Raw genomic sequence first — 19,661 nt, forward strand, 5'->3', positions numbered from 1 at the left:
ATCAATTGGAATCTTTCAATCACAGGGAGCTTTTTTTATGGTTCATCATCATATTCTCCAGGGCTTTCTTCCTCTTCTACGCTGCTCCATCCCATTGGCATACCATTTCCATATCTTATCGGCTTTTCCATGTTGCTTAATAGCACAACCCTACTAGGGACACTTTCACTAACTATAGGATAATTGCTCTCATTACTTATCTTTTTAGCAACTTCTTTTACTTCATCGTAGTTTGGCATATTTTCTCTAGTAAGTCTCCCTTTGCTTGCTCCGACATACATATAAGCCTTTACCTCAACGTAATTCGGAAGCCCTAACTTAATTAGCTTAGCAAAACCTTTAATCGCTTCATCGCTATCATTAAAGCCTTTAACTACAGTAATCCTATAAACTGTCGTTGACGAAAAGCTTGGCAACATTCCCAATGTCTCTAAAGTAAGTTCCCATCCCCTTGGAACTAACGGCTTGTTAAATAAATTGTATGATTCTTTATCCCAGGCTTCAAGACTAATATATAATTGAGAGGGCTCCTCTTCTAGATTAGCAAGGATATCCGGTCTAATACCTCTTGTAACTAGAAAAGTAGATATACCTCTATTATGAAATTCTTTTATTAATTCCCCTAACCTTGGATATAAAGTTGCTTCTCCAGTTAGACTTATTGCCACATGTTTAGGATTCATAGCTTCTTGATACATTTTCATATCAGTTCCTTGCCTGCCCTTATAACCACTCATAATTCTTCTATATTCTTTTATAGCATTTTCAACAATAAATTTGGGATCATCGTTATATGGCATTTTAGTTTCATTCCATTCTAAGCCAACATCTTGAGGCCTTAATCTCCAACAATGTGTACATGCATTCCAACACCAATGATTAGAAACACTTAACTGTATGCATCTATGGCTTTCAATTCCATAAAACTTTGATTTATAGCAAAACCTATGTTCTGCTATTGCTGCATGATTCCAATAGCATTTTTTTACAGAACTATGGTTTCCGATTAAGTGATATCCCTGTCTTTCAAGTCTTTCATTTAGCGCCTGATAAATGTCTTCAGTTTTGAGCTCTGCCATCTTTCCACCTACCTTGAAGATTTCTCAGTCAAGTAAGTATAAGCACTATAAGCGGCTATAGATCCAGATGCTGCCGCTGTTACTATTTGTCTAAAACCCTTCCATTTGCTAGTTGCATCCCCTGCAGCAAAAACGCCTGGTATATTGGTTCTCATCCAGTCATCTACTTTTATATAACCTGCTTGATCTGTCTCAAGCCCTAAAGATTGATACCAATCTTTAGGAGGTTCAAAACCAATTTCAATAAAAATGCCATCTATATCAATTTCCTTTTCTTTTCCATCCTTATTTAATACTACAGCACTTTTAACAAAATTATCTCCTTTTATTTGAGTGACAAAACTGTTATATAGTATCTCTATGTTTTTCCTATTCAATACTTGATTTACATAAAAAGGTTTAGCTCTAAATTGATCTCTTCTGTGAACTAAATAGACTTTTTTAACATAGCCACTTAATAAAAGTGCTCCCTCTAAAGCTGCATCTCCTCCTCCGACTACAATAACGCTATCTTTCCCTTTATATAATGGAGCATCGCATATGCTACAATAACTCACTCCCTTTCCAGTAAAAGTATCTTCACCGGGTACGTTTAGCTTTCTCCTCTTTGATCCAACTGCCAATATTATTGTTTTAGAATAAACATCTAAACCATTGCTTCCTACTACATGAAATTCGTCTTCAATTTTATCAAATTTTTTTACTGAAATAAATTCATATACTGGCACTTTAAACAGTTTTTCAGCATGATCTCTAAATCTCGATACAAGTTCTGAAGCCTTAATTGATAGTGTTGCTGGATAATCATCTACGACATCAGTTAAATTTAATTGTCCTCCAATATCTTCAGAAACTACTACAGATTTCAGCAAAAACCTTGAGGCATAAATAGCTGCAGAAAAGCCCGCCGGCCCTCCTCCAACTATTAATGTATCATAATGTTCTCCTTTTGGAGGTCTTGATATCTTAGTTCCAAGTCTTAATGACATAATGTTTTCACCAATATATAATATTAATTAAGTGCTTTTAAGCTATAGTATTAAAAAATTATATTAATAGCCCGCCCACCATTTTCTTTGATTTTATAAATTCAATTAAATTGTTTTGATGCTCTAGTGCAGCTTTTTTAGCTTCTTGAGGATCTCCTTTCTCTATTGCTTGATAAATTTTCCAATGCTCTTCAATTTCTTGCTCAACCCTATTTGCTGATGCAAATAAATCTACTCTAACTATGGCTAATTTATTTCTTATATCCTTTAAAATATCTCTAAGATATTCATTACCACTGAGATCAGCAACTATATCATGAAAAGCACTATTTGCAATTGCTGCCGCTAATGGATCACTTTTGCTTATTTTTCTAAATTCTTCAGCAGCTTCTCTTAACTTCTTTAAAAGTTCAGGATCTCTATTTAATGCTGCTTTTTCAGCTGCTAGCCCTTCTAATATAGATCTAACTTCGAAGAGTTTCAATATCTGCTCTTTAGTTAAAAAGTTTACGTGATAACCATCTGATAATTTAACTACCAAACCTTCTTTTTCAAGTTTATGTAAGGCTTCTCTTATAGGGGTTCTACTAACATTATAAATTTTTGCCAAAGCTGTTTCACTGAGCTTATCCTTAGGTTCAAATCTTCTATTCAAAATATCCTTTTTTAATAATTCATATACTATATCAGAGTACTTAGATTGCTTATCTGATTCTGTTTCTGACATCTTTGCTCCCCTGTTCTGTATACAGTTTAAGACTTATATTTATTCTCTTTAGTTTATTAAATATATAAAATATTACTTTTTAGATATTTTTAATTAACCTCTCAATAAGAGTTCTTATAATATCTATTAAAATCAAAGTCTTTTTATAGTTATCGTCGTACACATTATATTCTTTTGCCTCTTGTACAATGTCTCTTCTTAGGTCACTAAATAAATCCAATAATTCTTGAAAATAACCTTCCATATCCTTAATACCATATTCGTTTATTAAAATATCAATTATTTGATCTATTGTTGTAAAAATAAAGGATTGAACAATTAAATAAAATCTAGCATATACAGGTATCTCTGAAAAGCTCTTATATGTTTTTAAAAAATTATTTAATACCTGATCGTATCTTTTCAAAGAAATTATCCCATCATTATTTAATCCATTCCTTACGCAATCCCATATAAAATTATAATATTGTTCTTTGATTCCCATGTTTACATTCCAAATAATCCGCTTAGGCCTTCGCTTACGTCTACTTCTTTGTTTTCTTCCTCTTCCTTCTTTTCTTCCTTCTTTTCTTCCTTCACTTCCTGGGTTTTCTGAGGAGCTATGGGCTTTGCAACTTCTATGCCTAATTCTTTAGCTTTATCTCCTAATGAAGAAGATACTGCCTCCTCTTCCGCATATGCCCTTTGTAATGTAAGTTCTGCGGTATCTTTATCTAATGCAAGGCCTGCTTCTTGTATTAATCCTATGGCTTCTTTTTCTGCAGTTATTAATATTGAATTCAAAGCCTCTGGTACATCTAGATATGTGGCTTCTATTGCTAATCCTATGGCTTCTTTTTCTGCAGTTATTAGATCTGACTTGAATGATTCCAAATCTACGTGCAATACATCTTTCGGTATTATAGTCTTCCCATCCCATGCTAATATTAAATTAAGCACTATTTCGAATGGTTGTATTCCAAGTTGCTGTAAAAGACTTGCTAATTCTTGCGATATTACATCACCTTTTTTAGCAACAACCGTGTCACTCTTTATATAAATAGTTCCCTTTCTAACTTCGTATGGTATCTTAAGTTTACCGAAAACGCTTACCATAGGACCAGGTCTAATACCCGTATCTCCTTCTGGTACTACTATTTCCTTTGGCGCTGGAAGACCTGCCTTAGCTGGGGCAGGAATTCTTAACTTATCTATTTTCATAGATATCTTAAACGGATTTGTATCAGTCAAAATTATTAAAACTCCGTTTTTTAGATAAGGTTCAACTTTTTCCTTTTCTAATCCAACTTTCTCTAAAGCCATTAATATTAATCTTTTCTTTGAAACCTTAAATATAGAATCGTTTCTTAACTCCTTCTTAATTAATTGCAATTGCTTTGTAGGCATAGATTCTAAATCAGCAAATATTACATATTTTTTGCTTTTTATTAAATTAATTAATTCTTCTAACTCCTTTTTCTTGCTTTCTGGCGGCTCCTTCCTTCCTTTTTTCTGAACCAACATAGACATCTATATCACCTTAAAGCTATTTCAACAGGGACTCCCATAGTTTTCTTCACATATACTTTTGCTATTTTAGCTGCTCCTATTTTCGATTCAACGGTATTAAATACTGCGTTTATATTTTCTATTAAATCTTCATTTTTCATATCTTCGGTCCCAACCCTACATTGAACTTGTGGCTCATTTCTTAACCTTGCCCATACAGCCCTTTTGTAATTGTTAACTATATCAGTTATGTTTGACTTTGGAGAAATGGCAATAGGAACTTTACCTCTTGGACCTAGTGCAGGACCTAAAATACTACCAACCAAACCCATTAAGTCTGATGAAACTAGAATCCAATCACAGCTATTACCAACTGCTCTTGTAGCCTTTTTATTACCTTTCATTGCGTTTAGTTCTTCTCTGGAAATAGTTCTTAGGCCTAATTTCTTTGCCTCAAGTAAAAGATCTCCTGAAGCAACAATGCATATATTTGGCTCTTTAGTTGGGGAATGAGGCAGATAAACAACTTCTCTGAATTTGGCCTCATTGCTTTTCATATTTATGTCTTTTAAAGCTATTATAAGCTCGATACTTTGTTTGAATTTTCTCTGCCTACCAAGCGTTTTAGCCTTATCCACTGCACCTTTTATTATTTCATTATCTAAAGGCAATTCCAAGCACCCTGTTATTTTTTCTCGTTTCTACATCTCTAACATATTTCTGCATTTTTAAGCCCTTTCGTTCACTTTTAAAGTTAAACTATTTTAATAGAATATTGTTTAATAAATATTTTAAGAAAGATTATTAAGAGAAAAGGCTAAAACTAAGGAAAGAAAAGCATATAACCAAATTTGTTCAAGTTTTAAAAAGAGAGGCGAAGGGTCCAAAACGCCTTGAGCCTAGAAATAGGCGGGCCATGAGGACCCGTGGCTCAGCCAGGATAGAGCGTCGGCCCTCTAAGCCGAATGTCGGGGGTTCAAATCCCCCCGGGTCCGCCACATTTAAAATACAAAGTCTTTCTCATGCTATTTATTATTTTAGCAATAAATTGTTAAATAAATTAATTATATTTTATAAATTTAATTGTTATTAAAATTATTTTTACTCTAAAGATGTTAGCTTATTTAATACACCAGTTAAATCTCTTGTAGAAATTATTCCTTTAATTCTTCCCTCTTCATCAACAACAGGTAAGTGCCTAACATTTTTTTCATACATTAAAGAAATCGCTTTACTTAATCCCTCTGTGTATTTTATTAAAATAGGATTCCTAGTCATAACATCTCCAACATTTTTGTTCAATGGACTATTTTCAGCAACTACCCTTGTTAAATCTCTCTCTGTAAAAATTCCTATAACTTTGTCGTCAGGTGATACAACTACTACACTACCTATTTTATTATTATACATAATTTTTGCTACTTCAATTATTGATGAATTTGGAGAAACGGTAACAGGCTTTTTCATTACATCTGATACCTTCAAACCCAAAACTGCTGACATTTTCTTACACCTCTTTTCTGTAATCTCTGCAGAAATATAAATGGGTTTCTAGTGGGTTATACAAATAAATATTTCCTTTGTATCTAAAAAGTAAACTTTTTTAAATTAGAAAATTTGATTCTTTTAAAAGATAACAAACTTTTTTAATGATAAATCGTTTATTGTTGTTCTTTAATTTAATTTTTTTTCTCCCCTAAGCAACGCTTTTATAGTCTGCGCTTACACACTTAAAACTGCAAGCTAGAGGTTGATAAAAAATGCCCCAAGAAGGAAAAGCATATGTGCATGCAGCACTTGCTTTATATTATGCAGGTGCCCAACTAAGTGAGGATAATCTTAAAAAGGTAGTTGAATCTTTAGGCCTTCAAGCAGATGATGCAAAGGTCAAAATGCTAGTAGCAAGCATATCAGAATTAAAATTAGATGAAGTCTTAAAGAACGCCGCGGTTGCTGTTTCAGCACCTGTTTCAGCACCTGTTTCAGCACCAGCAGAAGCTGAGAAGAAAGAGGAGAAGAAAGAGGAGAAGAAAGAGGAAGAAAACAAAGAAGTAGATGTAAGCGAAGGCCTAAGCGGATTATTTGGAATGTAAACGATAAATTTTTAAAAAACTTTATTATTTCTCAAACTATTTTCATTTAATGGTGTTAATAAGTGATGAGGCTAAATCCAGAAGATTACAAGCTTGACTTCTTTAAAGAGAACGGATTTATAAGAAAAAAATGCAAAATAGGTAAAGAAGATTTTTGGACATTAAATCAAGAATTCGATACATGCCAAGATGCTCCAGATACTGAGTATTGGTTTGATAAAATAAGTTCTATTAATGGATTAAGTGTTAGAGAGGCAAGAGAAAAATTTATAAAATTTTTTGAAAAAAATGGACACACACCTATAAAACCAAGACCTGTTGTTGCTAGATGGAGAGAGGACTTATACTTAACAATAGCTAGCATTGTTGATTTTCAGCCTCATGTTACAAGTGGATTAGTTCCACCTCCAGCTAATCCATTGGTTATTAGCCAACCTAGCATTAGGCTAGAAGATATAGATAATGTCGGTCTAACTATTGGAAGGCATTTAACTACATTTGAAATGGCAGCTCATCATGCATTTAATTATCCTGATAAAAAAATCTATTGGAAAGATGAAACAGTAAGATATGCATATGAGTTCTTTACAAAGGAATTGAAAATTCCAGGGGATTTATTGGTATTTAAAGAATCTTGGTGGGAAGGAGGAGGTAATGCAGGTCCTTGCTTTGAGGTAACAGTAGGAGGTTTAGAATTAGCAACTTTAGTATTCATGATGTATAAAGTAGAGAATGGAAAATATGTGGAATTACCATTAAAAATTGTAGATACAGGCTATGGAGTAGAAAGGATGGCTTGGTTTACCCAAAAAACTCCGACAGCATTTAAAGCTATATTTGGAGATACTTTAGATAAATACAGAAAAATCTTAGGCGTAAAAGAGCCTCCTGAGAAAGTATTATGGGAAGCCTTTAAAGCAGCTGGAAGACTTGAGCCAGAAGATCCTAAGAGTGTTAAAGAGTTCTATGAAAGAATATCAAAAAATACTGAATTTAGTTATGATGAAATTAAATCATACATGGAATTAGATGCTCGTTTGTACAGCTTATTAGATCACACTAGAACTATTTCCCTTATGCTTGGAGATGGTATTGTACCTAGCAATACTGGAGAGGGGTATTTAGCCAGACTAGTAATAAGAAGGGCATTAAAACAACTTAGATTTATAAGAGATGATGTAAGTCTTTCAGATTTAGTTGAACTCCAAATTAAATTATGGGGAAATGATTTCAGTCAATTAGTAGATAATCAAAATTATATAATAGATGTCATAATAGATGAAGAAAAAAAGTTTAAGGACACATTAAATAGAGGGATAAAATTAACTTTAAAGACACTTAAGTCTGGAAATATTAGCTTAGAAGATCTTATAAAATTTTATGATAGTTATGGAATTCCACCTGAAATAATTGCAGATGAAGCTAAAAAGAAGGGGGTAAATATAGATATACCAATAAATTTCTATTCAATTATTGCATCAAGACATAAAGCTCCAACATCAGTTAGAAAAATAGAAGAAAAAAATAAGCTTCCAGAAGATATAATATCTTGGGCAAAAGAGTTTAAATCAACAAATCTTTTATTCCATCAAAATCCCTATGCAAAAAGCTTCATAGCAAAATTGTTAGGAAATAAGGGTAAGTACTTTATATTAGATTCAACATTATTCTATCCAACAGGTGGTGGACAAATTAATGATCTAGGCAAAGTGAATATATGTGATAAAGAATATAGAATAGTAGATGTAGAAAAAGTCAATGATGTGGTTGTTCACGTTGCCGATAAAGAAATAGATACAAATTGCGAAGATGTATATGGAGAAATTGACTGGGTTAGAAGATATAGACTTATGAGACATCACACAGGAACTCATTTACTCATGGGGGCTTTAAGAAAAGTTCTAGGAGATCATGTCTGGCAAGCTGGAGCTGAGAAAACACCTGAAAAGGGAAGGCTAGATATAACACATTATAAAATGCCCAGTAAGGAAGAACTGAAAGAAATAGAAAGATTAGCCAATAAGGTAATAGATGAGAGAAGACCTATAAATCATTTATATATGAGCAGAACTGAAGCTGAAGACAAGTATGGATTTAGGCTATATCAAGGAGGTGTACCTATGACCCCTAAAATAAGAGTTATAGATATTGAAAACTGGGATACACAAGCATGCTTTGGGACGCATTTAACAAATACAGGAGAAATAGGAGGATTAAAAATAACTAAGGTCGAGAAAATTCAAGATGGCATAGTTAGATTTGAGTACGTAGCAGGAACTAGAATTCCTGAAGAAATGGAAAAGCAAGAAGATAAAATGGAAGAGATCGGAAAAATCTTAGGTTCAAAACAAGGAGAAGAAATAATAAGAGTAAAAGCATTAAAAGATGAAAATAATGAACTAAATAATAGAATTAAGGCTTATAGAAGGCTTTGGGAAGAGCAGATTGGAAATATAATAAATACAGCTCCCATTATAAATAATGTTAAAGTAGCTTTCATAGAATTTCCTGAAAGCGATATGAGCTATGCAAGAGAATTTCTAAAGAAGTTCACCAATAAAGATGAAGAACTCCTATTAGGCTTATTAATAAAAAACAATAACAAAACGTTTATAGAAATGGCAGCTGGTGAAAAGGTTAAAATAGATCTTGGAGAAATATCTAAAAAAATATCAAGCAAATTAAACGGGTCAGGAGGGGGTAAAGGATCTTACGCGAGTTTAGTTATCAATAAGAACATAAATAGCGAAGATATGCTAAACATAATAAAAGAAGTCTTATAAACTAACCTTATTTAAATCTTGATTTAATTTATTATAAAACCTTTCCCACCAATTTTTAAGTTTTTCTTTATGATACATAGAATCCTCCCAACCTGTTGCACTAGTTTCAGCAGCTAGAGATGCGACTATATCCATTACTTTCTTAGATTCCCAAAATTCTGGCTCTGCACCAGATTTTAGTTGGTAATCAGCAATTGCTTTATACATCTTTAATCCATGAGAATAAAGATCAACATTTAAACCAATTAGCTGTTTGTACATTTCTGACATCATCTCTTCAGCCCACCCTCTATGGAACCTACAAAATCCAGCGTTAGCAACTATATATTCAAGTACAGCTCTCTTCAAGCTTACCGTTTCATAATCTTCTGGCTCTTTGAAAGAAGGTGAATAATCTGTCCAATATTTCCCCAAAACATATAATGGAGCCAAGACGCCAGGACTCCAGTAATAATTAGGAGTCATATATCCTTCTTTACCAAAAGCTGCATATACTAATAAATCCTCGTATCTTAAACCAATTTTACTAACTCTATCGTGATAAATGTTATCAAGTTCCTTAGCAGCAGATCTTAATCCTCTTTCTGAAATAATTTTTAATACTTTATTATTTTCATCAAAACCTATTAATTCGATAAGTTTTCTTGCTAAAATAGAATTCTTAATGCTTGATTCTTTATCAATCCTCTCAGGATCGAAAACAGGATAATCATTTAGCCCAACGTCTTCTGGATTTAATAGACCTTTATCTATTAAATCAAATATCCATGATATTAAATGACCAGCTTCTATTGCATCTAACCCTAAATCATCGAGCAAATTGACTAAGCTAGCTGATTCATCCATAGTTATTATACCACTTATAGGACCCACACCATGAGCTGGTTCGTAATCAATTTTAGTCCCTTTATATATCTTTTTGCAAGATACTGGGCAAGGTTCTCCGCAATTTTTTGATGCATCAGTAAGCTTTCCTCCATCAAAAACGTTATCTTCAAAAGGCTTCCAATAATTTTCTATAACCTTGTCATGTAAAATTAGCCTAACTCCTCTACTATAATAAACATTGTTATAACCTAAGTATGGAACAAGCTCCTTATAATGTATATAGTTAACGCCAAATGTACCTCCAGTTTTTGTTTGAGGGTCAAAACGATATTTTACTGTTTTATCAAGCAAAGTTGGCATGTATTGCTTTTTATAGACGTTTTGTGATATTTGGTTCATTAACTTTATATTACCTATATTAGGATTATCCCTCTTCAATGTGCCTCCTACAACTATTCCTACAACATTATGAGCTTTAGCTAATACGCTACCTCCTCCCCCTCTTGAGGCTGAATCAGAAACAGATGTGATATTTGCAGTATGTTCATCTAATACATAACTGAAAATTCCGGCAAAATTCGTTTTAAAAGCCGCTGGACCCACTACTATAACTCTTGATTTGTTTTTTATTATACTATCTTTATCTTTTGATATTATATATTGGGTAAGTCCTCTTGTACCTTTATATCCCTCGTAACCATTATATACATTCCATAGCTCATCTTCTTTTATATAATCTATCTTTACATTAAGACCTTTATCGCTAGAATAAATAGTTATAATGCTTGGCTCTCTAGATTTTCCATTAACAACTACTCCATCTAATCCTGTCCTAAAGAAAGCAAAACCGGCTCCTCCTAGTTCACTTACATGAATTCCTGTAGATACTGGGCTTTTAAAGATAAACACTATTCTATGACTACCTATAACTATACCTCCTGCAAATGGGCCTATACCAAATACTGTAGGGTTGTTCGGATCCAGCGGGTCTAATAAATAGCTCTTATATTTCATATGAACCTTTAGTCCATAATCAATTATACCTAAAATATCTGGATCTTCTTCATCATTAAAATTATAAGATCCTTTGGACACATCTATGTACAGAGATCTGAATTTCATTTCAGTCACTTCGCTATTTTTATATCAATAAATATGTAAAAAACTAGAGTTAAATATATAAATGTTATATTAAATAAGTGAAATATGGGGAGTGGAGGTTGGTATCCTTGAAGGACATAATATCTAAAGAAAAGGCTATTACAGTAAGTTATAATACTCCATTAAGCGATGCTGCAAAAATTATGAAAGATAAAGGAGTAGATAGCGTTTTAGTTGTAAAGGATGATAAAATAGTGGGCATATTTACAGAAAAAGATCTCGTAAGAGCTATTGTAGATAACGCTTCGTTAAATACACCCATAAGCAATTATATGAGCACCAAGTTGATAACAGCAAAGGTTGATGAACCTATAATAGCTGTAGCCTATAAGATGGTTGAAAGTAATATAAGGCACATACCTATAATTAATGACCAAGGAAATATATTAGGTGTAGCTAATATAAAAGATGTACTTAGTTTAGTCTTAGCTTCTGGAGCATGGCCTTAATGTTTTTATAAACCTAATTTTTTTAATTTAATCCTTAAAAGCTTAACCTACAGCTATAGAGAAGGAGCTAGAAGGTTGATTAAGATGCCTCAAGAAAAAGTCATAACAATACAAATTGAAGGTGGAGCTGCAAAACCAGGTCCACCTTTAGGACCTACTCTATCTTCGTTAGGGTTAAATGTTAAAGAAGTAATTAATGAGATAAATGAAAAAACTAAAGACTTCAGCGGTATGACAATACCTGTTAAGATAACAGTAAACACCTCTACAAAAGAATATAAAATAGAAGTTGGAATACCAACTATTACAACAATTCTATTAAAGGAGGCTGGTGCTTCTGAGCCTAGCGGAGATCCTGAGCATAAGAAGGTAGGAGATTTAAAGTTAGAAAAAATAGTTGAGATTGCCGTTAGATCAAGTCCAAAGCTTCTATCTAAGAATTTAGAAGCCGCTGTAAAGTCAATTTTAGGTTCTGCCAAAAGTATAGGTTTAACCGTAGAAGGAAAAAATCCCAAAGATGTAATTAGAGAAATTGAAGAGGGGAAACATAAGGAACTAATAGAAAAATATGAAAAAGAATATCTGAATAGATGAAGCTTATGGAAGATCAAAAAGTAGATTTAATTAAAGAATATTTTAATAGATCCTTGAGCTTTATAATATTTGACTTAATTTTGAATTTTAGCCTATACTTTCTTTTAATGGTTTTGATTACATCAAACTTAATAAAAAATATCATATATATCATATTAGTTGCATCAACGACTCTTTTAATTTCTGTCTTATATTATGACTATATTAATTTTAAGAAAAAATTTAGTATAATAAGAAAATTTTGTAAAGGAGAAATGTTTTATAATAAAAAGAAAAATGTTTTAATTTGCAAAAACGGTAATTTAAGGATTTGCACTACATTAGATTACAATAGAGTTTATTTAAATATAATAGACAGCTATATAAAGAAGGTAGAAGATACAAACGATTTTTATTGTACAAGGTTTGAAGAAGGTATAATAGATAAAAAAGAGGGCTTTAAAATATTTCACGGAAAATTTAGATTAATAGATAATGATCAAATAATCCTCTGTTCAGGAAAGAGCATTATAATAGATAAAATAGATAAAATAGGAATTGAAAATGCATTAAACATGCTATAATTTTTATTTTGAATTTAATAATATTAACTTAGATAATGCATAACTTTAGTTTTAATAAAAACTTATATAGTGTATACAATCATTAGAAAATTTAAACCTTTTATTATTTACTCCGAGCTAAACATATTTAAAAATCTGGTTAAGTTATATATAATACGGCAAAATATAACTAATAGGTGTTTGATTTGACTTATGAAGAAAATGTCATAGTAATCGATGTTAAACCTACCAATGATATAACTATAAGTTCTAAAATATCGTCTTATGAATTAAACTTAATAAATAAAATAACAGAAAAATGTGGTATATCTAGAAGTTCTTTTATAAGGTTAGCCATACAATATGCTCTTTATAATATGCTTATAGAAAATCAAGAAATAGATGGAGAATGGAAAAAAATAATCGATCAATATAAATCAGAATCAGAAAAAATGTTTGGAAAGTGCAAGGAAAAGAGTTAATCTTAAATTTTATCTATAAAAGTATTGATTAGTTTTGTAATATCTTTATGAAAATTAATTTAAAGTTATTTATTGTACCCCGCACTACCGTTTGCCCGTCATCTTCATACCCCAATATGGGGTCTCAGGCAACGTGAGACAGCGGGGCCATTTAACTATATAACTTTAAAAAGTAATTAGCTTTTAATATTATGCTTTCTTTTCTTCGCTATCACTCAGCCAAGAGCGGGCATTGATTATCTTTAATGGTCTTTGACTGCCTCCCTTGACTTCATTGCGGTTTATACAAGCCCCTTCACCGCCCTGCAAGAGCGGCTCTCGGAAACCCAGGGTTATTAGTAAGCTAATATAAGAGGTGGACTCGTAAGTTTAACGTCTGATACATAATAGCACTAGAGGAAATCGCCAAACAAAGGAATAAACGTGAATGGATATAAAAAGATCTTCACTAACATGAAAAAATTCATCCCCAGTTTATATATTTAGACCAATTTCTTAAATATAGGTTCATAACCATGGTTAACCTATTAGCAGCGTCAGGTTCAATACATGCGGTCTCTATTTCCCTACCATCAAATGTCACTGCACGAATTTTTTTATACTCCTTTGGTTTATCGCATTGGATCACTGTAAAACTCTTTATGAGACCATCCATTGCAAGCCCTTCTATTTCTATCACATTTAATGAATTTTCTTGCTTACTCATTTTTTCTCCCATTAATAATTTATTATGCCAGGATTATAAACAAATGTATTTAAATTCATTAATAATTTTATAAATATTATATCTAAATTTTAAATCTTAAAAAATTAATTTAAAAGCTTCTGCGATTCTTAATTAAATAGGTGAGAAAATGAGTAATAATCCAAAGAAAAAGAAATCTATATTCGATGTTTTTGATGATATAATGAGAGAAATGGAAGAAGAAATGAGAGAATTTGAAGAGAGTTTTGAGAATCTAACAAAGCAAGGTACTAAGGGAGAAAATCCATATTATTATGGGGTAAGAATTTTTGTTGGGCCAGATGGTATACCTAAAGTTGAAGAGTTTGGCAATATAAAGAAAGGCAAGTTTGGAAAACCTATTGTTAGTGACGAAATAGAACCTATGGTTGATGTAATAGATCATAACGATGAAATATGGATAGTTGCAGATCTACCAGGCGTTGCGAAAGAAAACATAAAGGTAAATGCTACTGAGGACAAAATATATATAAAAGCTACAGGCGATATGAGGAAATACTCTAAAGAAGTAGAATTACCTTCTAAGATAGATCCTGATAGCGTAAAAGCAACATATAAAAATGGTGTGTTAGAAATAAAGGTTAAAAAGAAAAAAGAAGAGCCTAAAGGAAAAGAAATAAAAATAGAGTAATGGGGAAAAACTTTTGTATAAAGAAATAGCAGAAAACATAATAAATTCTTTAAACTCTGAGCTCAATGGATTTGTTATAGATAAAAGGCTTATAAATATAACTTATTTAAACAAGCTATTAAATATGTCAGGACTTGAAAAATTCATAAAAAGAATTGATATGGATAACATAATAGCACTTTTTATTGATGAATCTTCTATAGAAAATAAATGCCTTTATGATGGGTGCTCAACTATCCAGGATGTAATTGAAAAAAAGAAATGTGTTAAAGAATGTCTTTATAATAATATAAAAGTGATTAAAGAAGAAGTTGCAAAGAACTTAAGAGAAACCGCAAAGAATTTGGAATAAATCTTAAAATTTGTTTGTAAACCTTTTATAATTAAAGTAGATAATCTGATTTGTTTCCTTTATCTATAACTTTTATTCCCATAGATGAGAGCTTAAGCCTAATATGATCCGCTAAATCATACATTTTATTTTCTCTAAGTTGCTTTCTTACCTCTAATATAAGGTCAATAAGTTCCGGAGTTAAATTCTTCTCTACATGAAGCTCTTTTGATAAAACATCATCTAAAACTCCATATACTTTATTCATTTCTTGTAGAACTTTATAAGTAAATGATACTAAAGCATATGATTCTGAGCCTTGAATCCTTTTATAGTAAAGATCGGTCAAATCCCAAACATATCTAATTGCCTCGCTCATATTAAAATCATTATCCATAGATTCATACCATTTTGAAAGTAAGTTCCTTAAATTACTAAAGCTTTCAATATCTTCATTTCCCATATATATTGTATAGTCCTCTTTTTTAAGTCTCTTAACAACCTCTTGAGAAATTGCATTTAATCTTTCATAAAGTCTTTTTGCTTGATTTAAGCTTTGTTCAGAATATTCTATTATTGCCCTATAATGAGAACTCAAAAGCCAAAGCCTCAATATATTGCTCCCCCATGTTGATATAGCATCATTTAATGATATTATATTACCAAGGCTTTTGCTCATCTTCTCCCCTTTTATTGTTAACATACTTGTATGAAGCCAATATTTAACCCATGGAGATGAACCAAAATAAGATTCGCTTTGCGCTATTTCATTTTCATGATGGGGGAAAATTAAATCAGATCCCCCTCCATGTATGTCTATTTTACTACCCAAATACCTAGAACTCATTACGCTACATTCTATATGCCATCCTGGTCTTCCTTTACCCCAAGGACTTTCCCAATATGGTTCTCCTTCTTTATATGATTTCCATAAAGCAAAATCATAAGGATTTTTCTTTTCAGAAACTATTCCTTCCCCTTGATTCCAATATGCTTTATTAAAATTGTTGCTCAACCTACCATAATTTGGGTACTTATCTACACTAAAGTAAACACTACCACTTTGAGCTACATACGCGTAACCTTTATCTATTAATCCCTGTATAAAGTCTATTATTTCTGATATATGATGAGTCACTCTGGGATGCAAATCTATTTTTATGTTAAGCTTATTTAAGTTATCTAAATAATCTTTTGAATAAATATTAGCTATGTCTTCCCAATTTGAGTTCGTCTCCTTGGCTTTATTGATGATTTTATCATCTATGTCTGTAATGTTTTGCACGTAAGCTACATTATATCCTTTTAACGATAAATATCTCCTTATAGCATCAAAAACTACAAAGGTCCTTGCATGACCTATATGAGTGTAATCATAAACAGTTGGACCACATACATACATGTTTACTAACGATTCGTTCCATGGGTTAAATATCTCAATTTTTTTCCCGTAAGTGTTTTGTATACGCAACACAATTATTTACCACCAGTTTCTTTGTGCTTTTGAAGAAAATAAAGGTTTACAAAATTAAATTTATAAAGTCTTGATACAATAAAGAAATTGATCACTAGCAAGTGGTTAAAATGGCTAGAGTAAGAATTAAGGATATATTTGCAGGCTCTAGACCTTGGTCCCTTCCAATGTTTATTGCAACATATTTGATAGGTATCTTTTTAGGAATGACGTATTTTAAAGGCCTTAATGTTTATATGGTCATGCTCATAATATTAGGTGCTATCGGCGAATTATTCCTTCACATGATGACAAACATTATAAATGATTATTATGATTATATTAAAAAAATAGATAAGTTAAATAACATACAAGAAAAAAGGTTCCACCTTGCCCTACATACAGAATTAAAACCAGAAGAAGTAAAAAACATAGCATTAATTCTTGGTAGTATAGCTATTTTTATAGGAATAATAATAGCTATTCTTGGTAGACCTTTAGCACTAATCTTAGGTCTTATAGGTTTTCTGATAGGTATAGAGTACAGTGCTCCTCCTTTATATTTAAAATATAAGGCTTTGGGAGATTTTTCCGTCATAATATCAATGCTACTTCTCTCCTTAGCAGGATTTTATTTATATACAGGTAGGATTTCTATTATAGGGTCTTTAATTGGACTTCCAATAGCAATTTTAATAGATGATGTATTAATGGCAAATAATATAAGAGATATAAAAAGAGATAACATTTCTAACATAAAGACACTTCCCATATTATTAGGCTATAATAAATCAAAATATCTTTACGTATATTTAATTATTTTAGCTTATATAATTTTAGGACTTCTTATTTTGTTTAAAATACTACCTATTTATTCTCTTATAGAGTTGCTAACATTACCTCAATCAACTAAAATAATATTAACATCACTTAAAGACAGATTTGATTTTCTTGATGTATTGACAGCTAAACTGGTATTAAACTTTGGAATTTTACTAATTATTTCATTAATAGTTTCATATATAATAGAAATTCAGATTCCTAGTTTTGCTTTATAATCTTTATATAAAGATGTTATATATGAAACCCAATCATTTAGTTCTAGAGGACTTTGTGGATAAATATCGTAAGCCTTCTGAGCCTTCTTCATATAATCTGCAACTATAACTAATTTTGATAAAAGCGATGGTCTACCAAGCATTTTTAAGGCTAATGTAGCTTTCTCTAAAACTCCCATATTAGCACTTAATTCACCCGTTACGCTTGTCTCATAGGCATCCTGTGCTTTCATTATCCCATGTTTTAATCCATATTGTATATCATCATTCGATAACCTTTGCAAAAATATTCTAAATATGTCTAGACCAGCCTGCCTTTTCCCTATGGCTTTCATATATTTAAGATTTGCTCCCCAGAGGCTTTTTGCTGAAAAATCTTTGTTTTGAAATGCCTCAACAATGGTTTGGTAAGCATAATATGAAGAAGCAAAGGCGTATCCCATACCTCCTCCATGAACTGGGTTTACAGTATATCCATTATCTCCTATACCTATAAAATTATTCCATACTAAGGTGTTTGCAGGTCTTCTTGTTGGAACTTTTGAGCCAGAAGCGTTAATAACGCTTGTATAGTTTTTAACTAAATCGATTTGTTCAAGTCTTGTTTTAAATATAGTATTGGGAGCAGGATAATTCATACCTCCTTGAACTCCCAGGCCGATGTTTGCTTTATCCTTACCTTCAGGGAAGTACCACCAATAACCTCCTGGTGAAATTTCTTGGTCTAAATAAATTCTCAAATAGTTAGGTTCTTCTACTTCATAATTTAATTCCCTTATTTCTCTATATGCTATGTTAGTGTCTAAAGGATTTAATGGTTCATTTGGTGGCCATTCTTTTGGTAGAAGCCTTCTCAAAAGTCCCCCATTACCTGTTGCGTCAACAATTATATTTCCTTCAAAAATAGCGTTTTCTCCATTTGGCATTATAGCGTTAACTCCAACTAACTTGTTTTCTTGAATTTTTGGATTAGTAACTCTTGTCTTTAAAAATATTGAAATACCTGATTTTTCGGCTTCCTTCACAAGTTTTCTTCCATATTGGTTTCTATTTATTACAAAACCTTCTCCATTAACCCTTAAGACAATATCTTTTTTAGGGCTTATTATATCTATGCCGTCAACCTTTTGGCTTAATTCCTTTCCTTCAGGATAAGGGAGTCCTGTTTCTTCGAAATGATGTTTCCCTATAGCATCTCCACAAGGCTTTCCCCAAAGACCATCTTCGTCAACCATGTCAATTCCTGCAATATTCAAACCGCTGTTTCTTAAAAAATAAGCCAATGTAGACCCTGCTGGACCTAAGCCCACTATCACTACATCGAATTTATAGCTCTTTGTCAAATTAATTCCCCAACTTTAATTTAACGTATAAAGTTTAAAAAGAAAAATCTAAGTATTTATACTAAATTATAAAAATATTTAAAATTATATATTTAATTTTAATAACTTGTTTTTAATTGTGCCCTCAGTTCAGCCTTATCATCAAAGTCAGTGGTAATACCATTCTTCATTGGGCATTTAATATTACGAAAAATAGTAGTAAAAAGCTTACTATAGTTTTTTATTGTAAACTCCCCGGTTAACAATGATTACTACTTAAGCTTTTTAGAAAAATGATTAATATTATCAATAATATTAAAATATAATGTCATAAAAATATTATTTTAAACATTAACTAGCGTATTTATATACCCCCTTTATACAATAATTATTTGGTGAAAAACATTGAGTTTATCTAGTTCGAGTTCATCTAATGAAAATTATGTTATTAGTGACGATGAAAAATTGTGGGCCTTCATAGCCTGGCTTATTCCTTTAATAGGTGGAATCCTTGCATTAGTACTTAAACCTAGTTACAAATTTGCTAAATATTGGTCTTATTTATCGATATCATTTTTTATAATAATTATTATAGCTAATGTTATCACTATTTTATTAAGATTTATACCTATCCTTGACCTCTTTATATCAATTCTTATTGGTCTTGGATTATTTATAGTATGGATTCTAGGAATATTAAAATCTTTGCAAAAGGTCTATTGGAAACCTAAGGTAATTTATGATATAGCGCAATTATTAGGTATAGAGCATGCCGTCGTCAACAGTTTCCGATAAACCGTGAAGTTTATAATACTTGTATACACATTTAATTATGGTGCTGAACGATGCTGAGGCCTAAGGAAGTATGCCAACGCTTAGGAATATCATACCGTACGTTACAGAGCT

Annotated in this window: 21 protein-coding genes and 1 tRNA gene; 11 read left to right on the plus strand and 11 right to left on the minus strand. The window is 31.6% G+C overall.

Annotated features, from left to right (window positions below; all coding sequences use genetic code 11):
* Positions 1 to 35: 35 nt before the first annotated feature.
* The 6 genes from twy1 to ACP5GV_RS05345 all read right to left on the minus strand — a co-directional run bounded on the left by twy1 (position 36) and on the right by ACP5GV_RS05345 (position 4,954).
* Positions 36 to 1,079: a 4-demethylwyosine synthase TYW1 gene (gene twy1 / locus ACP5GV_RS05320; RefSeq protein WP_428102693.1), complete on the minus strand. Its 1,044-nt coding sequence runs from the start codon at positions 1,077 to 1,079 to the stop codon at positions 36 to 38.
* An 8-nt stretch (positions 1,080 to 1,087) separates the two neighbouring features.
* On the minus strand, positions 1,088 to 2,068 hold the full coding sequence (locus ACP5GV_RS05325; protein ID WP_428102695.1) for an FAD-dependent oxidoreductase: 981 nt from the start codon (positions 2,066 to 2,068) through the stop codon (positions 1,088 to 1,090).
* 58 nt (positions 2,069 to 2,126) lie between these two features.
* Complete coding sequence (locus ACP5GV_RS05330; RefSeq protein ID WP_428068749.1) at positions 2,127 to 2,795, minus strand: GntR family transcriptional regulator; 669 nt, start codon at positions 2,793 to 2,795, stop codon at positions 2,127 to 2,129.
* A gap of 79 nt (positions 2,796 to 2,874) precedes the next feature.
* Positions 2,875 to 3,279 carry a hypothetical protein gene (locus ACP5GV_RS05335; protein ID WP_428068747.1) on the minus strand — a complete coding sequence of 135 codons (405 nt, stop codon included), beginning with the start codon at positions 3,277 to 3,279 and terminating at the stop codon, positions 2,875 to 2,877.
* A gap of 2 nt (positions 3,280 to 3,281) precedes the next feature.
* Positions 3,282 to 4,304 (minus strand): 50S ribosomal protein L10, encoded by a 1,023-nt coding sequence (locus ACP5GV_RS05340; protein ID WP_428102697.1) that lies wholly within the window; start codon positions 4,302 to 4,304, stop codon positions 3,282 to 3,284.
* Between the two features lie 5 nt (positions 4,305 to 4,309).
* Entirely contained in the window at positions 4,310 to 4,954 is a 645-nt protein-coding gene (locus tag ACP5GV_RS05345) for a 50S ribosomal protein L1 (RefSeq protein WP_428068743.1), read from the minus strand.
* 249 nt (positions 4,955 to 5,203) lie between these two features.
* Here ACP5GV_RS05345 and ACP5GV_RS05350 point away from each other — a divergent pair.
* Positions 5,204 to 5,281: transfer RNA gene (locus ACP5GV_RS05350), tRNA-Arg, on the plus strand.
* A gap of 103 nt (positions 5,282 to 5,384) precedes the next feature.
* Here ACP5GV_RS05350 and ACP5GV_RS05355 read toward each other — a convergent pair.
* The gene (locus ACP5GV_RS05355; protein ID WP_428068742.1) at positions 5,385 to 5,786 is read right to left on the minus strand and encodes a CBS domain-containing protein; all 402 of its coding nucleotides are present in this window, start codon (positions 5,784 to 5,786) and stop codon (positions 5,385 to 5,387) included.
* 257 nt (positions 5,787 to 6,043) lie between these two features.
* On the opposite strand from ACP5GV_RS05355, the gene ACP5GV_RS05360 reads away from it, so the two are divergent.
* Positions 6,044 to 6,376 (plus strand): 50S ribosomal protein L12, encoded by a 333-nt coding sequence (locus ACP5GV_RS05360; protein WP_292320167.1) that lies wholly within the window; start codon positions 6,044 to 6,046, stop codon positions 6,374 to 6,376.
* Positions 6,377 to 6,441: 65 nt separating this feature from the next.
* Complete coding sequence (gene alaS / locus ACP5GV_RS05365; RefSeq protein ID WP_428102712.1) at positions 6,442 to 9,159, plus strand: alanine--tRNA ligase; 2,718 nt, start codon at positions 6,442 to 6,444, stop codon at positions 9,157 to 9,159.
* Here the strand turns inward: alaS and ACP5GV_RS05370 are convergent.
* Positions 9,154 to 11,109: an aldehyde ferredoxin oxidoreductase N-terminal domain-containing protein gene (locus tag ACP5GV_RS05370; RefSeq protein ID WP_428102700.1), complete on the minus strand. Its 1,956-nt coding sequence runs from the start codon at positions 11,107 to 11,109 to the stop codon at positions 9,154 to 9,156. The genes alaS and ACP5GV_RS05370 overlap by 6 nt on opposite strands.
* 98 nt (positions 11,110 to 11,207) lie before the next feature.
* On the opposite strand from ACP5GV_RS05370, the gene ACP5GV_RS05375 reads away from it, so the two are divergent.
* From ACP5GV_RS05375 to ACP5GV_RS05390, 4 genes are all read left to right on the plus strand, one after another.
* Positions 11,208 to 11,597 (plus strand): CBS domain-containing protein, encoded by a 390-nt coding sequence (locus ACP5GV_RS05375; protein ID WP_428068738.1) that lies wholly within the window; start codon positions 11,208 to 11,210, stop codon positions 11,595 to 11,597.
* Positions 11,598 to 11,681: 84 nt separating this feature from the next.
* Positions 11,682 to 12,191: a 50S ribosomal protein L11 gene (locus tag ACP5GV_RS05380; protein ID WP_428102702.1), complete on the plus strand. Its 510-nt coding sequence runs from the start codon at positions 11,682 to 11,684 to the stop codon at positions 12,189 to 12,191.
* A gap of 5 nt (positions 12,192 to 12,196) precedes the next feature.
* Positions 12,197 to 12,754 (plus strand): hypothetical protein, encoded by a 558-nt coding sequence (locus tag ACP5GV_RS05385; protein ID WP_428102704.1) that lies wholly within the window; start codon positions 12,197 to 12,199, stop codon positions 12,752 to 12,754.
* A 185-nt stretch (positions 12,755 to 12,939) separates the two neighbouring features.
* Positions 12,940 to 13,215 carry a hypothetical protein gene (locus ACP5GV_RS05390; RefSeq protein WP_428068734.1) on the plus strand — a complete coding sequence of 92 codons (276 nt, stop codon included), beginning with the start codon at positions 12,940 to 12,942 and terminating at the stop codon, positions 13,213 to 13,215.
* Between the two features lie 463 nt (positions 13,216 to 13,678).
* Here ACP5GV_RS05390 and ACP5GV_RS05395 read toward each other — a convergent pair whose 3' ends face one another.
* Positions 13,679 to 13,921: a hypothetical protein gene (locus tag ACP5GV_RS05395; protein ID WP_428068732.1), complete on the minus strand. Its 243-nt coding sequence runs from the start codon at positions 13,919 to 13,921 to the stop codon at positions 13,679 to 13,681.
* Between the two features lie 148 nt (positions 13,922 to 14,069).
* Here ACP5GV_RS05395 and hsp20 point away from each other — a divergent pair, with 148 nt between their 5' ends.
* Positions 14,070 to 14,591 carry an archaeal heat shock protein Hsp20 gene (gene hsp20 / locus ACP5GV_RS05400; protein ID WP_292320154.1) on the plus strand — a complete coding sequence of 174 codons (522 nt, stop codon included), beginning with the start codon at positions 14,070 to 14,072 and terminating at the stop codon, positions 14,589 to 14,591.
* Between the two features lie 13 nt (positions 14,592 to 14,604).
* A complete protein-coding gene (locus ACP5GV_RS05405) occupies positions 14,605 to 14,943 on the plus strand; it encodes a hypothetical protein (RefSeq protein WP_428068731.1) in 339 nt (112 codons plus the stop codon).
* 31 nt (positions 14,944 to 14,974) lie between these two features.
* On the opposite strand, the gene cysS is transcribed toward ACP5GV_RS05405, so the two are convergent.
* Complete coding sequence (gene cysS / locus ACP5GV_RS05410) at positions 14,975 to 16,396, minus strand: cysteine--tRNA ligase (RefSeq protein ID WP_292320151.1); 1,422 nt, start codon at positions 16,394 to 16,396, stop codon at positions 14,975 to 14,977.
* A 110-nt stretch (positions 16,397 to 16,506) separates the two neighbouring features.
* Here cysS and ACP5GV_RS05415 point away from each other — a divergent pair, with 110 nt between their 5' ends.
* On the plus strand, positions 16,507 to 17,433 hold the full coding sequence (locus ACP5GV_RS05415) for a prenyltransferase (protein ID WP_428102706.1): 927 nt from the start codon (positions 16,507 to 16,509) through the stop codon (positions 17,431 to 17,433).
* On the opposite strand, the gene ACP5GV_RS05420 is transcribed toward ACP5GV_RS05415, so the two are convergent.
* The gene (locus ACP5GV_RS05420) at positions 17,409 to 18,776 is read right to left on the minus strand and encodes a digeranylgeranylglycerophospholipid reductase (RefSeq protein ID WP_428102708.1); all 1,368 of its coding nucleotides are present in this window, start codon (positions 18,774 to 18,776) and stop codon (positions 17,409 to 17,411) included. The genes ACP5GV_RS05415 and ACP5GV_RS05420 overlap by 25 nt on opposite strands.
* Before the next feature lie 384 nt (positions 18,777 to 19,160).
* Here ACP5GV_RS05420 and ACP5GV_RS05425 point away from each other — a divergent pair, with 384 nt between their 5' ends.
* Positions 19,161 to 19,550 (plus strand): hypothetical protein, encoded by a 390-nt coding sequence (locus ACP5GV_RS05425; RefSeq protein ID WP_428102710.1) that lies wholly within the window; start codon positions 19,161 to 19,163, stop codon positions 19,548 to 19,550.
* Positions 19,551 to 19,661: the final 111 nt, after the last annotated feature.

It is taken from the genome of Caldisphaera sp. (assembly GCF_049974385.1).
Taxonomy (GTDB): Archaea; Thermoproteota; Thermoprotei_A; order Sulfolobales; family Acidilobaceae; genus Caldisphaera.